This is a genomic window from Mesorhizobium sp. M0292 (genome assembly GCF_040321695.1).
GTDB lineage: Bacteria > Pseudomonadota > Alphaproteobacteria > Rhizobiales > Rhizobiaceae > Mesorhizobium.
This window is the reverse complement of record NZ_JAMYSB010000004.1, coordinates 373,810-387,209: the sequence shown is the minus strand read 5'-3', so window position 1 is coordinate 387,209 and position 13,400 is coordinate 373,810. Positions and strand designations below refer to the sequence as shown.

Here is a 13,400-nt window from a genome sequence, read left to right as displayed (position 1 = left end):
CGTTTCGATCAATCCAGCCTTCGTAGCATGTCTGCTTCCTGCTCGAGAATAGCGGCCACTTCCTCGCGCTGCAGATGCGTCATCATCAGGCTGACGCAGCACTCGAGATAGGTGATCGAGGAGCGCCGCAGATAGGCAGCCGCCTCGCGTTCGGCAATCTTGTCGACATCCTTCGCGGGTCGCTTGGGTTGCATGAGGATGATCCTCCGTATCGGGTCCCTCCCGCCAAACTACAAGGTTGGATGGATGTTCCGCACGATCTCGGGCAGGTCCGGCCGCGGCCCGCGTCATGCAGGAAGGTTCTGCAGCCCGCCTGCGGGTCTCCTTTTGGCAAGGCCTGTCATCTGATCGCCGATGCCGGTGCCTTCGAGCGCCGCGAAATAATCGATCGTCAGCTTGAGCCCTTCGTTGAGCGGCACTCTCGGCGACCAGCCGAGCAGCGTTTTCGCACGCGAAATATCAGGCTGCCTGCGCCGAGGATCGTCTTGCGGCAGGGGCAGAAATTTCAGATCCGACTTGGTGCCGGTCATCGCCTTCACCAATGCCGCCAGTCGCACGATGGTGAATTCTCCGGGATTGCCCAGATTGACCGGCTTGCCCGGATTGGGGTCGATGTTCATCAGGCGCATCAATCCATCAATCAAGTCGGAGACATAGCAGAAGGATCGCGTCTGCTGGCCGTCGCCGAATATCGTCAGCGGACGCTTCTCGAGCGCCTGCATGATCAAATTCGAGACGATGCGACCGTCGGCCGGATCCATTCTCGGACCGTAGGTGTTGAAGATGCGCGCGACGCGGACGTCGGCCTTGCCGGCCCTTAGATAGTCGAAGCAAAGCGTTTCGGCGGTGCGCTTGCCCTCGTCGTAGCAGGCGCGTGGGCCGGTGCAGTTCACATGACCGACGTAATCCTCCCTTTGCGGGTGTTGTTCCGGATCGCCATACACTTCGCTCGTCGAGGCCTGCAGCAGTCGCGCGTCATTGCGGACAGCGAGTTCGAGCAGGTTGAGGGTTCCGATCACGCAGGTACGCGTGGTGTGTATCGGGTCGGCCTGATAACGCGGCGGTGAGGCGGCGCAGGCCAGGTTGAAGATGTGATCCACGGGCTCGCCGAGATCCAGTGGCCGGCAGATGTCCTGCTCGATCAACCGGAAACCCGGCCGGTCCATGATCGAGATGATGTTTTCCATGCGCCCGGTCAGAAAATTGTCGACGCAGATCACGCGCCAGCCGTTGCGGAGCAATACTTCGCAAAGATGCGAACCGAGGAAACCCGCGCCGCCGGCAACAAGCACCGTCTTTGCCCTGTGCGCCTTTCTTGTCTGTCGCATCGCTGTTTTCTCCTGTCTGCCGTTCATGCTGCACTTCCAATGTCGAGATCGAGGGCCGTCGCCCTTGGTTGGGTCAGCGCCGCCACGAATTCGCGAGCCCTGGCCCCACCGGTGTGGGAAGCGAGGACGAGTTTGCGAGCCCGGCCGGCCATGGCCAGGCGTGCGCGCTCGGACTCGCCAACGAGGATATCGATGACTTCGTCCGTCTCCGCGGCGGTGTGGATCGCCGATGCAGGAAAGAAGCTGTCGAGCCCTGGCCAGCGGTCGCTGACGATGGGCGTGCCGCAAGCCGCCGCTTCGAACAGGCGCACGCTGGGCGACCATCCTGCGGTGATCATGGAACTGCGTGTGACATTCAGCGTGTAGCGCTGACGGCTATAGAACGCGGCGTGATCGGCTGGCGGCAAATGTTCGATGCGTTCGACATTGTCCGGCCAGATGATGTCGGATGGATATTGGGAGCCGGCCACGACGAAACGGAGGTTTGGCATATGCCGTGCGGGCTCGAGCAGCAGAGCGTTCAGCGTTGTCTGCCGGTCCATGCTGTAGGTGCCGAGATAGCCGAGATCCCAGCGGACCGGATCTCCTGTCGGGAGATGCCGTTCCGGATCGACCGAACAATAGAGAGGTTCGGCATGGCGCGCGCCGAAGTCTTGCGCCAGATGGTTGAGCGTTGGGCCGCCAGTGAAGGAGAAGTAGACATCGAAATACGGAATTTGCCGCGAACTCAGATAATCGCAATCGTCGGCTGAAAGCTTGGCCAGGGTCACCGGGGTGTCGATGTCGTAAAAGCAGAGCTGCCCCTTGCAAAGCGAGGCGACGATGTCGATGACCTGGCGTCCTTCTGGAACAAAGGATCCGATGACGATGATGTCGGCCTGCTCCAGGCACTGTGCGTAGTCGCGTTGCAGCTCCGCAGTGGTTTCGTAGTAGCGCAAGGCGCAGAACTCCGGTTCGCGCAGATCGCGGTGATTGGCATACCATGGCACGTTGCGCTCCAGAAAAGTCACGTGGTGACCGAGTCCGTGCAAGCCTTTCAAAAGACCTCGAAAAGTGGTGGCGTGACCGTTTCCCCAGGATGAGGACAGCGACAGGCCGAGAAAGACGATGTCCAGTTTCTTGGTCATTCCGCTGCCTCCACGGCCCCGTGCTCGAAATGACGTTTGAAGACGGCATCCGCCACATCCGCCCGAAGCGCGTAGGTATGGTCCGCCAGCACGCGGTGAAGTGCGGCTTGGCCGATTGCCTTGGCCCGCCCGGGGCTCAGCGAGCGCATTATTTCGGCGACATCGCCGCCGTCACGCGCGACCAGGATCTCCTCGCCTGGTTTCAGGAACAGTTCCACGCCCAGCCATGCATCCGTGATGAGACAGGCGCCCGCGCCGGCCGCCTCGAACACTCGCGTGGCCGGTGAAAAACCGTTGGCGGCCATGCTGTCGCGGCTGATGTTCAACACGGCTTTTGGGGTGACATTGAAGGCGTTGTGATCGCGGGTGCCGACATGGCCGAGCCAGCCTACATTGGTGGGGAGCGGCTTGTCGCCCCAACCCGAGCCTCCGAGCAGGAAACGCTGTTTCGGCAGCTGGCTGGCGGGATCGAGGAAAAACGATTCGACACGCGCTTCACGGTCCGGCAGCCGGTTTCCGAGGAACGCCAGGTCGCAGGCAAAACGCGCTTTGCTGGCGACCGGATGGTGCGTTTCGGGATCGAGCGCATTGTAGATGGGCACGCACTCCTTGGCGCCCATGGCACGATAGGCCCAGACAACGGGATCGCCGCCACCATAGGTCAGCACGAGGTCGATCTCCTGCAGTGCACGATGGAGCGGGTGGTCCGGCTCGTCGCGCAACTGGGCAAGCGTGGCTGGCGCATCCACGTCCCAGAATACGACAAGCGCGTCGCTGCGGGCGTGGTCGAGAACGGCGCGAAGCAGCGCCTCGTCTTCGAAACCGACGCCACTCGCCTTGACGACGATGTCGGCGCCGGCGGCACGTGCCGCGACCTGCATCAGCGCATGCTGGGTCGCCTCATAAACGACGACAGTGCACCAGTCGGGAGCTTCGATGTCGCGGTTCTTCTGCCGGTCGTAGACATCGGGTTCGTAGAACGTGATCTCGTAACCCAATTGCGAAAGTGCCTTGAGCAAACCGCGATAGTACGTCGCGGCACCGTTCCAGTAGGACGACAAAAGGCTCGATCCATAGAATGCGATCTTCATGCGACGGCTTCCTTTGCGGCTGTCGGGACGGCGGTGTGTCGGTTCGCGCATTGCGTGAGCACGCCGAGCAACTCGTCGACGCGGTGGCGGCAGGTGTGCCGCGAGCGGATGGTCTCGAGACCCGAGGTCACCAGGGAGGCCGCAAAGTCCTCGTCGGACAACACCGTCCGAAGCTGTTGCCGCATTTGCGAGCCATTCTCGGCAAACAGGAAGTCGACACCGGGCCTGAAAAGCTGCTCGACATCGGACCATGGCGCTGAAATCAGCGGAATGCCGCAGGCGAGTGCCTCGAACATGCGGATCGTCGGGATTCCGGGCAACCTCTCGCGATAGGGGCGCCGTGGAACGTGAACGGTGACACGATGCGCGGCGAAGGCCTTCGGCACGTCGGCATTGGCGATCCACCCCTCATAGCGCAGTCCTGCGGTGGCCAGATCCGCAAGTGCGGTCTTGGGGTAGCGTACGCCGTGAACAGCGGCATCAAGGCCGAGATCGTGCACCGGCTCGATCAGAAACTCCTTGAGTTCGGCGGTCCGCTCATCATCGCCCCAGTTGCCGATCCAGACCAGATCGGAGGTGGGGTGGATCTCCGGGTGCGGCTTGAACAGGCGATCGTCCGCCGCTTCATGCCAAGTGAAGACGCGCTTGCCCCAGCCGGCGCGCAGATAGCTCTCGCGCAAGGTTTCGCCAAAGGCGAGAACGCCGTCATAGTGCTCCAGCCGGAGCGCCGAGAGTGCCTCGGTCGCAGACACGGCCCGGTGGTGGGTGTCGTGAAAAAGAAGGATGAAGTTGCCGCCGGCGGCCCGGGCACGGCCAATACGTGCGACAAGCTCCGGATCCGTCCACTCATGAACGATCACAACGTCGGCCTCGGCAATCCAGGCTTCGTGATCAAATCCGGCGTCGTAGGTCACCGGCATCAGTTCGGGAAAATCCTTGCGGAAGCGTTCGATGGCGAACGACCCCTTCTCAGCCAGCAGATTCGACCGGCTCCAGCCATTCGCCGGCTCCAGCGCAATAGTCTGATGCCGGCGCTGGACCAGCTCTCGCATGACGCCGCGCAGGAAATGGGCATTGCCATGGTTCCAGTCGGAAACGACCGAGTGGGTGTAAAACACAAAGCGCATGATCAGCGCTCCGCCATCGCTAAGGCCGCTTTGTCGTAGACGCCGCGCATAGCCGCTGTCTGCTTTGTCAGCCTAAACCTGCGGCTGCGTCGGATGGCTGCCTGGCCAAGCTCTCGCCGGAGCTCGGCATCGCTGGAGAGACGGTTGAGGCAGGCAGCGAGATCGTGCGGATCGCGCGCGTCAAAGAATATCGCGGCCCCGTCCCATAGTTCGCGATAGGTGGCGATATCGGAAAGCACCAGGGGCGTAGCCGACATGGCGGCTTCCAGCGCGGCCAGGCCGAATGGCTCGTAGAGCGATGGCGATACGAAAATACCCGCGCGAGCCATCAACGAACGCACCTCATCGGACGGCACTGCTCCCAGAGGAACAGCATGGCTGAAGCTGACATGCTCGCCGTTTGGGCCGTTCGTCGAACCGGCGGCAAACAGAGGCCATCGCGTCAGGGACGCCGCCTGATCGACCACCGCCGCATTTTTGCCCTCGTCCCACCAGCGGGCAGCGGCGAAGACGAGCGGTTGATGCTTTTCGGCCTTCGGCAGAGGACGGGCACCATTTGTGACCACACTCAAGCGCGCGATCGGGCCGTAGCAGGTCTCTAGCATGTCGGCATGGCTGCGGCTCGGCGCGATGACCGCGTCGGCCCGATCCATGCCGCGTCTGTTGCGCTCCTTCTGCCAGGCCCATGCCCCATCCGCCGCGTGTCCTCTGACCGCATGGAACCAGGTCGTCACGCAGGAATGGGAGACCACCACGACCGGGCATGGCGCGTCGAATCCCGCCGCCTGCGAAGGCGCGTTGAAATGGACAAGGTCGATGGCGTGGTCGCGCATGGGCGCATGCAACTCCCGCGGCAGCGCGTCGAGATCACCGCCGTTGCGGGTCATCCAATCCGGCGGCGTGTTCAGCCAGATCAGCTTCGCGAAAGCCTCCGCCTCGTCGGCCTGCTGCCTGGACGGTGGCGGACCGAGGCCGGCAAGCACCACGCTATCGCCGCCGTTGACAAGTTCCCTGGCCAGGTCGAGCGCATAGCGCCACACGCCGCCCACGGCGTCGACCGTCATCAGGATGCGCCGCGAGCGCGGCGTCAGTGTCCGCAACATGTCGCCTCCAGTTCCGCCAGCGGACGCGGGCGCCTTTCCTGGATGTCGCTGAACTTCTGGAATGATGCGAGATAGTGATCATGGGCGCGCTCCCAGGCGAGGTCGTCGGGTTCGCCCCAAAGCTCGCGATAGCTTGGCGAACTCGGATATGGATAAAGCGGTACGGGTTCATTGGCCCACACGCCGTTGTCGATCAGGTGCGTTCGCCAGTAGTCCACAAGGGCAGGGTCATCCTCGACGACGCCGATCAGATTGGCCTGTACGAACGGAACGTGACGCCTGGCATTGACGAGCAGCGCGGCAAGTTCCTCGGTACCCAGCCGGCAGCGTTTCGCCAGCATCGCACGACCTTCCACGGTCAGGCTTTCGAGGCCGGCCTCGATGGAGACACAGCCAGCCGCACCGAGCAGTTCCAGCAGCTCGGGCTTCCAAAGGTCGATGCGGGTCTGCACACCGAACTTCACGTCGCGATGGATCAACGCTTCCAGCAGCGCTTTTTGCGGCAGGAAGATTTCATCGATGAAATAAATGTAGCCGACCCCCTGGGCAATCAGCCCATCGATTTCCGCTATGACAGCCTCGTGGTTTCGGCGGCGATAGGCATCGCGGAAATCGATCTTGGCGCAGAAGCTGCAATTGTAGGGGCAGCCGCGCGATGCTTCGACCTCCGCGCCGAACCCAACCTGCTTGTCATCGAACCTGTGATGGTGATGCGAATGGGCTGCGATCCAGTCTGATGGCCATTGGAGTGGCGGATGATCGACAAACGAGCTGGCGTGGACGCCGCCGTTCAAAACCACCTTGGCGTCGCGCAGGTAAGCGGTCGAGGGGACCGCGCTCCAGTCGTCGCGCCGGGCAAGTTCCGCGACGATTTCCTCGCATTCGCCGCGCACAACAATGTCGACGCCAAGCTTGCGCAAGGTTGGCGCGGGCGTAGCCGAGCCATGCGGCCCGACCGCGACTGTGCGTCCACCGCGCCCGGCGAGACGGTTGAGGAAATCGGCCGGCACGCGCAACTCGGGTGGTGCGCAGCGCCAGAACAGATAAGTCGGGGCGGTACTGACGACCGTCATTGCAGGCGCGAAATCAGCCACACGCTCGGAGAGGTCCGAGTTGTCGAGCTTCTGCAATTGCCCATCCAGCATCAACACCTCATGGCCGGCTGTTTCGAGGAGGGATTTCGAATAGCCGAGTTCCAGCGGGAGATGTGGTTGGCGGCAGCCGAAATAGATGCTGTCGTCATAGGTCCAGAACGGGTTTACCAGGGCGATTTTCATGCGACGTACCTCACGACTTCGGGGCGAGGCTGGAGCCGGTGTTGTTGCAGCCAGTCTGCGAGATCGCGAATGCCTTCGCGCCATGAAACACGAGCTTTCCAGCCAAGCATCGCTTTGATCTTGCGGGTGTCGGCGACGAAGAAGGGCTGATCGCCGGTGCGTTCGTCATCATGGCGGATCGAAAGCTCATGGCCGGTCAAGCTACGGATCTCGCTCAACAGCATGCGCAGGCTGATCGCATTATCGGGGCCGCCGCCAAGATTGAATGCCTGGCCTTTGGTCGTCTCGATACGATCGAGCGTGGCCCTGTAGGCGGCGACCGCATCGGAGACATGCAGTATATCGCGCACTTGTCTGCCGTCGCCGTAAATGGTGATTGGACGTCCCGTCAGCGCACTCAGCAGGAAGTGCGCGACCCAGCCTTGATCCTCGGTTCCGAACTGGCGCGGCCCGTAGATGCAGCTCATCCGCAGCACCGCCGTGGGCATGCCGTAGGATTTGGCATAGTCGAGCACATATTGGTCCGCCGCGCCTTTGGAGCAGCCATAGGGCGTGCAGAAATCCAGGCCGTGGGTCTCGTCGATGCCATTCGCTTGGATGATGCCGTCGCAAGGCAGGTAACGATCGCCGTCCTCGCGCACCGCGACGTCGGGCAGGCTGCCATAGACCTTGTTGGTGCTGGCGAAGACCACCGGAACAAACTCACTGCTCAGCCGCGCCGCCTCGAGGACATTGAACGTTCCTCGAAGGTTGATGTCGAAATCCTCGTCCGGTTGGACCAGGCTCGTTGTGACGGCGGTTTGCGCGGCCAGGTGGAAGATCGCCTTGGAACTCTTCAGAACGGGCGCAAGCGCGTTGGCGTCGCGCACGTCAATCGTTTCGACCATGAGGCGGCTTCCGTGTTTCTGCGCCAGCCATTCAAGGTTCTGTTCGACGCCGGGGCGGCTGAGATTGTCGATCACCAGCACCGGCTCGCCATCCGACAACAGGCTGTCGGCCAGGTTCGATCCTATGAAGCCGCTGCCGCCGACAATGGCGACGGGCGCGTCGCGTCGATTGCGCGTATTCATGACACCAGCCCACGTTCTTCAAGCTCGCGTTTCATGTCGGCGCCGCGGTCGATGGCGGACGAGTTGCGCACCCAGGAAACGAAATCGGCGAGCGAATTCTCCAGTTGTTGCCTCGGCTCGAAACCGAGCAGCTCACGGGCCTTGGAAATATCGGCGAAGCAGTTGCGGATATCCCCGGAGCGCGCCTTGCCGAGCAACTCTGGCGAGCGGTCCGGCGTTCCCATGGCCTCGGCAAGTACCCGCGCGACGTCGCTGATAGCATAGGCTCGGCCGCTGCCGATGTTGATGACGTGACCCCTTGCCTGGCGTTGCTGCAGCGCAAGACGAAAGGCGCGGGCGACGTCATCCACATGGACGAAATCGCGTTTCTGTTCGCCATCCTCGAAGATCATTGGACGTTGGCCGTTGGCGAGACGCGAAGCAAAATTGGCCAACACGCCGGTATAGGGGTTCGATAACGCCTGGCCGGCGCCGAAGACGTTGAACAGGCGCAGCGCGACCGCATCGATGCCATAGGCTTCGCCGAAGATCAGCACGGCGCGTTCCTGGGCGTATTTCGTCAGTGCATAGATAGAGGCGAGATCGACCGGCTTTTCCTCGTCCGTCGGCAGGGGGGAGAGGGGTTCGCCTTCCGGCGACAGCGGATTCCACTGTCCGTTTTTGATGTCGCTCGCCTTGCGCCGGGCATTGTCGATGCGCCGGCCGTCCGATGTAGCATAGAGGCCCTCGCCATAGACACTCATCGATGAGGCGACGACAATGCGCTCGACCGGGTGTTTGATCAGCGCCTCAAGCAGCGTCGCGGTGCCGAGATCGTTGGTGCCGACATAGCGCGCGATCTCGTACATCGACTGTCCGACGCCGACTTCCGCGGCTAGATGAATGACCGCGTCAACGCCTTCCAGCGCCTTGGCGACCGCCTCCCGGTCCCGAATGTCGCCCTTGATCAGCTCGGCCCCGGCGGGAAGGGCGACTGTTTCGCCTGCGTGCACCTGCTCCAGCAGCACATCCAAAATGCGAACCGAATAATCCTGCTCGATGAGTTCCTGGGCGACATGCCGGCCGATGAAGCCGCAGCCCCCTGTAACCAATATCCGTTTCACGACCACTCCTCAGACAGGTAATCTTGGCGACCCGAACTTTTCGGCAAAAGGTTTGTTCCCTTGGCTTCAACAAAGTTCCTTTGGCCGGCTTCGTTCGGAAGCAGCCACATCGCGCTCGCCGCGCCGTGCCGGAACATTGCCGCCCTTGTGCTGTTAGGACGCCGGCAGCCCCGACGATGCCCGATGTTGGCAACGCCGATGATCAAAGGAGATTTCAATGTCCCAGTCGCAAACGACCACCAATCACGACGAAATCCGCAAATGGGCGGAGGAGCGGGATGGACGGCCGGCAGTGGTTCGCACCAAAGGCGCGGGCGGCATCCTGCGGATCGACTTCGGCAAACCCGAGGAAGCATTCGAGCCGGTCGAATGGGATGAGTTCTTCCGCATATTCGACGAGAACGATCTGGCCTTTCTTTACCAGTCCAAGACTGGTGACGGACAAACCAGCCGTTTCAACAAGTTCGTCGAGCGCAACCAGAAGGGCGAATGACGCACTTCGAGCCGGCCGATTTGCCTGACCTGGTTCTCGGGCAAATTTTTCTGGATGCGGTGGAACAATAGGGGCTCCGATCCTTCCGTCGCTGAACCACAGCCGCAGCAAGGATCGAAGGCCTTGGCCCTGAGCGCAGGAGGCGGCGGGGCTGGATAGGCGTCAAAAGCCGGAAACCCGCTACTCGTCCTGCCGTGAAACCAAAACGCCGCTCATCAGTCGTCCTGCTGCCTGCGGTGGCGGTGTTTTTCGATTTCCTCGGGCTCTTCATCGTCGATCCGCGTGATGTTCGAGGCATTGTGGTCTGATCGCAGGATCTCATCCAGTTTGGCGTGAATGGCCTGAGTGTCGCGGTGCTCGGCACGCTGGATGAACAGCGTCATGGCCCACGTAAACAAGGTAGCCGCTCCATGCCAGTCCAGGGTCTGTCGCTCGAAGATCATCCAAAGGATTGCGTAGACCAACAGGATCAGGAATGCCGCGGGGCGGGAGGTTAATGTGCCGATTGAGGTAAGCACGCCGGTGACGGGATGATTGGCCATGCGAAAGAACTCGCGGCAGTGACCGTGGTTCCCGACCGCAGTGCATCGCGCCGGCACGAGCCAGCTAGGCGCGACGGATGAATTCACGGCGCAGTGCTTGCCGATCGCAGCTACAACGATGACCACTCGATTGCCGGGCGCGCAATCATCAGCCAGAAAATGGCGAGCACGGCGCCGAAAGCTGGGAAGCCGAAGACAAACCAGCGTCTGAACAGCTGATGGTAGCGCTCGGGAGGAGGTTGGTTGGAGAGTGCGGCCTGTGTGGCTAGATTTCGCATCTCGATCTGCATCCACACGACAGGCAGCCAGAACAGGCCCGTTAAGATGTAGAGCAGGATCGAGAGAACGATCCATCCTTCGGACAGCGAATACCCCGCAACCCTAGCGAGGCCCAGTCCGGTCAGAGGTTGTGCGACAACGGCCGTAGCCGTGAACAGGAAATCAGCCAGCACGACAATTCGGGCGATGGCTGCGATCGTCGCGGCATTCCCGGTCCGGTGTGCCAAAAGCATGAAAAAAGCAATGCCGGCACCAGTTCCGAGCAGCACAGCAGCGCCGATCACGTGCAGGTATTTAAGCACGAAGTACATCATCAGCGTTCCTCCAGAATGGCCAGCGCTGCAAAATGCAGAACGAGGATCGGGAGGATTTTGATCAGCGGCCCGAGTGGCTCAAGCCAAAGATCCGGCCGCAGAATGCTCCCAGCGGTCGCATAGAAAAGCGATACCGCGATTGCGCCGAAAAGACCAAGCCGGCTGGTTGGGCGCCAGGCGACAAGCGCCCCGACGGCGATGTCAGCCAGCGCGCCGGCGACTACCGCCGGTTCGGCCAAGGGGCCGGCAGCAGTGCCAATCAGCAAGTCAACTCCGCTGCGCCAGCCGGCGGTGAGGGAAATGATGCCGGTCATGATCCAGAAGAGCGGCAAGACGACAAAGAGCGCCGGCTTGACGAAGTAAAGACCGGCGAACCATCGCTCCTGCACGGTCGCAGGATTTAGACGCAGTGCAGATGTAAGACCTGATGGTTGAATGCCGGTCGCCGTCATCCACGGCTGGGGATCGCCGACAGCGCCACGGGCAATCTCTTTTGCTGCATTGCTGCGCATGGGCGGGCGCCAGCCCAGCTGAGCCGCGGCATCCCCGAACCTGTACAAGATAGCTGCGGCCCAATTCGGCAAGATGAACTCCCGAGCACTGCTCCATCCGAACCAGCGGCGATAGCGACCCACGACCTCGCTCATCGAAAGTGCCTCGGGCCCAGCCAGGTCCAGCGTGAGGTGCGATGGGCTGCCGGGTTTGAGGAAGAACAGGACGGTGGAGATGACGTCATCGAGTTGGACGACTTGGAGATGGCCCGTGTCGGGCATCAACGGCAAGAGCGGCAACGCCGCGAGGCCGCGAAACAGTGCACTTGCGCCGAAGGCCGGCCTTCCCAGCACTACGGAGGGGCGCAGGATGACCCAGCTAAGGCTACGTGCCATCAGTGCTTCATCGCCGGCGAGCTTGCTGGCGGAAAAGGCGGACGGCTGCTGGCGATCGACCCCGATGGCAGAAAAGTGAATCACCTTGTTCACACCTGCTTGCTCACACGCGGTGAAGAGAGCCGAGGCGCCGGTAGAATGGACATGCCGGGTGTTTTCCCGGGCACTATCCTGGAGGACGCCGGCACAGTTTACGACGGCGTCCACACCGGCGAGATAGGGGATCCAATCCTGAGGTCGCAAGGCCCGCGCCATATCCCGGGAAACGGTTTGGATCTCCGGGTGGACGCCAGTGTCTGCGTGGTGAAGCACGCGGACCACTTCATGACTCTCGCCGGCCAGGCGCGCGCAAAGCGCGGCTCCAATCAGACCTGACGCGCCGGTGACGAGAATTTTCATTCCTTCCTCCAGCCGTTCGCCAGCGCGTGCCCGTCCATCAACCCAGCGGCTGCGCCTGGGAGAACTCTAGCAAAGCCGAAGCCGGTAGTCTCACGCCGGGTGGAACAGGTTCCGGGCATCAACGCAGCCAAAGGTGAGCCGGTACGGTGCGTTCGCATCTGCAGGTCAACTTCGCCGGAAGTTCGTCGCCGGCTCGGCGCAATCGCGGAGGTCGTTATGAATGTGAGTTGCAGCCTTGGCGGCGTCTCCGAACGCAACAGCAATTTGATTGAGCCCCTCGGCCACGTCGCCAATGGCATAGAGTCCTGGCGTTGAAGTCTCAAGGTGTCGGTTGACCAGGACATAGCCTTCTGCGTCACAGTTAGCCCCCAGAGCAACCGCGAGTTCGGAGCGTACGTCGCTGCCCATCGAAGGGTACACCACATCGATGTTGCGCATCGGGGCGCCCTCGGCCATGACGACATCGAACCCGGTTCGTCGAGGGATCAGGTCATCGACCGCGTCCCAGATTTCAACTCCGCCTGCCAAGGCGGCGCCGCGGGCAGCTTCGGAAACATCATCCTGGTTATTGGCGAGCAAGGCGACCTGACTGCCATATCCCTTCAGGAACAGAGCCTCCCTGACGGCGAGATGCTCCGGACCAACAACGCCGATGCGGCTACCCCGGGCCTCATATGCATCGCAAACCGGGCACAGTCTGACAATGCCGGTTGCGATCGCCTCCTCCAGTCTTTCAATGGGAGGTGCCTTGTCCACAATGCCCGTTGCCAGAATCACGCGCCTTGCTTGGACAATCCCGCAGGTGGTCGTCAGAACAAAAAACCCCTCGCGTTTTTCGGCGTGGCCTACGCAACCATGGACAAGGCTCGCGCCGTATAGCTGTGCCTGGGCTCGTAGGCGGCCGAGCAGTTCTTCCCCGCTGATGCCGTCGGGGAAGCCGGGACAGTTGCGGGATTTTGGGATGAGCTTGGCACGCGCATGCCCCGCGTCGAGCGAGATCACCGAACGCAGAAACCTGGCTAAATACATGGCTGCAGCGAGCCCCGCGGGGCCGCCGCCGACGATGGCAACGTCAAAAACTAGTGCGCCCGAAAAGCTTGGTTCGCCCGAAAAGCTTGGCATCGGGCCTAACTTCAACTCAACGAGCTTGTTCCACAGGGTCGAAATGGACGCAATCAGGATGCACACTGCACAATAAGAGTGAACTCCAATCGAGTCGTGAAGAGAAAGGCCACTGCCTCATCAAGCCTGCAAAAACCT

Annotated in this window: 14 protein-coding genes; 1 reads left to right on the top strand and 13 read right to left on the bottom strand. The window is 61.7% G+C overall.

The window, feature by feature from the left end:
* Positions 1-8 precede the first annotated feature (8 nt).
* The 9 genes from NKI96_RS08755 to NKI96_RS08715 form a co-directional block, all read right to left on the bottom strand.
* Entirely contained in the window at positions 9-194 is a 186-nt protein-coding gene (locus tag NKI96_RS08755) for a hypothetical protein (RefSeq protein WP_023667982.1), read from the bottom strand.
* A 93-nt stretch (positions 195-287) separates the two neighbouring features.
* Complete coding sequence (locus NKI96_RS08750) at positions 288-1,328, bottom strand: UDP-glucuronic acid decarboxylase family protein (RefSeq protein ID WP_023681096.1); 1,041 nt, start codon at positions 1,326-1,328, stop codon at positions 288-290.
* Between the two features lie 23 nt (positions 1,329-1,351).
* Positions 1,352-2,455, bottom strand: a complete 1,104-nt coding sequence (locus tag NKI96_RS08745) for a CgeB family protein (protein WP_352803760.1) — start codon at positions 2,453-2,455, stop codon at positions 1,352-1,354.
* Positions 2,452-3,546 carry a CgeB family protein gene (locus tag NKI96_RS08740; protein ID WP_352803757.1) on the bottom strand — a complete coding sequence of 365 codons (1,095 nt, stop codon included), beginning with the start codon at positions 3,544-3,546 and terminating at the stop codon, positions 2,452-2,454. The genes NKI96_RS08745 and NKI96_RS08740 overlap by 4 nt, the downstream gene beginning before the upstream one ends.
* On the bottom strand, positions 3,543-4,673 hold the full coding sequence (locus NKI96_RS08735) for a CgeB family protein (RefSeq protein ID WP_023681098.1): 1,131 nt from the start codon (positions 4,671-4,673) through the stop codon (positions 3,543-3,545). The genes NKI96_RS08740 and NKI96_RS08735 overlap by 4 nt, the downstream gene beginning before the upstream one ends.
* A gap of 2 nt (positions 4,674-4,675) precedes the next feature.
* Positions 4,676-5,776, bottom strand: coding sequence for a glycosyltransferase family 4 protein (locus NKI96_RS08730; protein ID WP_352803755.1), 1,101 nt, complete (start codon positions 5,774-5,776; stop codon positions 4,676-4,678).
* Complete coding sequence (locus tag NKI96_RS08725; protein WP_023725527.1) at positions 5,761-7,053, bottom strand: TIGR04295 family B12-binding domain-containing radical SAM protein; 1,293 nt, start codon at positions 7,051-7,053, stop codon at positions 5,761-5,763. Before NKI96_RS08725 ends, NKI96_RS08730 begins: the two co-directional genes overlap by 16 nt.
* The gene (locus NKI96_RS08720) at positions 7,050-8,123 is read right to left on the bottom strand and encodes a GDP-mannose 4,6-dehydratase (RefSeq protein WP_023696367.1); all 1,074 of its coding nucleotides are present in this window, start codon (positions 8,121-8,123) and stop codon (positions 7,050-7,052) included. Before NKI96_RS08720 ends, NKI96_RS08725 begins: the two co-directional genes overlap by 4 nt.
* Complete coding sequence (locus tag NKI96_RS08715) at positions 8,120-9,226, bottom strand: NAD-dependent epimerase/dehydratase family protein (RefSeq protein ID WP_023681102.1); 1,107 nt, start codon at positions 9,224-9,226, stop codon at positions 8,120-8,122. Before NKI96_RS08715 ends, NKI96_RS08720 begins: the two co-directional genes overlap by 4 nt.
* 217 nt (positions 9,227-9,443) lie before the next feature.
* On the opposite strand from NKI96_RS08715, the gene NKI96_RS08710 reads away from it, so the two are divergent.
* Positions 9,444-9,719: a hypothetical protein gene (locus tag NKI96_RS08710; protein ID WP_023667991.1), complete on the top strand. Its 276-nt coding sequence runs from the start codon at positions 9,444-9,446 to the stop codon at positions 9,717-9,719.
* Positions 9,720-9,934: 215 nt separating this feature from the next.
* On the opposite strand, the gene NKI96_RS08705 is transcribed toward NKI96_RS08710, so the two are convergent.
* The 4 genes from NKI96_RS08705 to NKI96_RS08690 form a co-directional block, all read right to left on the bottom strand.
* Positions 9,935-10,261 (bottom strand): low affinity iron permease family protein, encoded by a 327-nt coding sequence (locus NKI96_RS08705; RefSeq protein WP_023681103.1) that lies wholly within the window; start codon positions 10,259-10,261, stop codon positions 9,935-9,937.
* A 110-nt stretch (positions 10,262-10,371) separates the two neighbouring features.
* Positions 10,372-10,854, bottom strand: coding sequence for a DUF2269 family protein (locus NKI96_RS08700; protein ID WP_023687798.1), 483 nt, complete (start codon positions 10,852-10,854; stop codon positions 10,372-10,374).
* Positions 10,854-12,140 (bottom strand): SDR family oxidoreductase, encoded by a 1,287-nt coding sequence (locus NKI96_RS08695; protein WP_023725526.1) that lies wholly within the window; start codon positions 12,138-12,140, stop codon positions 10,854-10,856. Before NKI96_RS08695 ends, NKI96_RS08700 begins: the two co-directional genes overlap by 1 nt.
* 165 nt (positions 12,141-12,305) lie before the next feature.
* Positions 12,306-13,262 (bottom strand): NAD(P)/FAD-dependent oxidoreductase, encoded by a 957-nt coding sequence (locus NKI96_RS08690; protein WP_031196940.1) that lies wholly within the window; start codon positions 13,260-13,262, stop codon positions 12,306-12,308.
* Between the last annotated feature and the right edge of the window lie 138 nt (positions 13,263-13,400).

Excerpts from the sequence above, each read along its gene's own strand:
- NKI96_RS08755 (WP_023667982.1), bottom strand. The coding sequence starts at position 194 with ATGCAACCCAAGCGACCCGCGAAGGATGTCGACAAGATTGCCGAACGC.
- NKI96_RS08750 (WP_023681096.1), bottom strand. The coding sequence starts at position 1,328 with ATGCGACAGACAAGAAAGGCGCACAGGGCAAAGACGGTGCTTGTTGCC.
- NKI96_RS08745 (WP_352803760.1), bottom strand. The coding sequence starts at position 2,455 with ATGACCAAGAAACTGGACATCGTCTTTCTCGGCCTGTCGCTGTCCTCA.
- NKI96_RS08740 (WP_352803757.1), bottom strand. The coding sequence starts at position 3,546 with ATGAAGATCGCATTCTATGGATCGAGCCTTTTGTCGTCCTACTGGAAC.
- NKI96_RS08735 (WP_023681098.1), bottom strand. The coding sequence starts at position 4,673 with ATGCGCTTTGTGTTTTACACCCACTCGGTCGTTTCCGACTGGAACCAT.
- NKI96_RS08730 (WP_352803755.1), bottom strand. The coding sequence starts at position 5,776 with ATGTTGCGGACACTGACGCCGCGCTCGCGGCGCATCCTGATGACGGTC.
- NKI96_RS08725 (WP_023725527.1), bottom strand. The coding sequence starts at position 7,053 with ATGAAAATCGCCCTGGTAAACCCGTTCTGGACCTATGACGACAGCATC.
- NKI96_RS08720 (WP_023696367.1), bottom strand. The coding sequence starts at position 8,123 with ATGAATACGCGCAATCGACGCGACGCGCCCGTCGCCATTGTCGGCGGC.
- NKI96_RS08710 (WP_023667991.1), top strand. The coding sequence starts at position 9,444 with ATGTCCCAGTCGCAAACGACCACCAATCACGACGAAATCCGCAAATGG.
- NKI96_RS08705 (WP_023681103.1), bottom strand. The coding sequence starts at position 10,261 with ATGGCCAATCATCCCGTCACCGGCGTGCTTACCTCAATCGGCACATTA.
- NKI96_RS08700 (WP_023687798.1), bottom strand. The coding sequence starts at position 10,854 with ATGATGTACTTCGTGCTTAAATACCTGCACGTGATCGGCGCTGCTGTG.
- NKI96_RS08695 (WP_023725526.1), bottom strand. The coding sequence starts at position 12,140 with ATGAAAATTCTCGTCACCGGCGCGTCAGGTCTGATTGGAGCCGCGCTT.
- NKI96_RS08690 (WP_031196940.1), bottom strand. The coding sequence starts at position 13,262 with ATGCCAAGCTTTTCGGGCGAACCAAGCTTTTCGGGCGCACTAGTTTTT.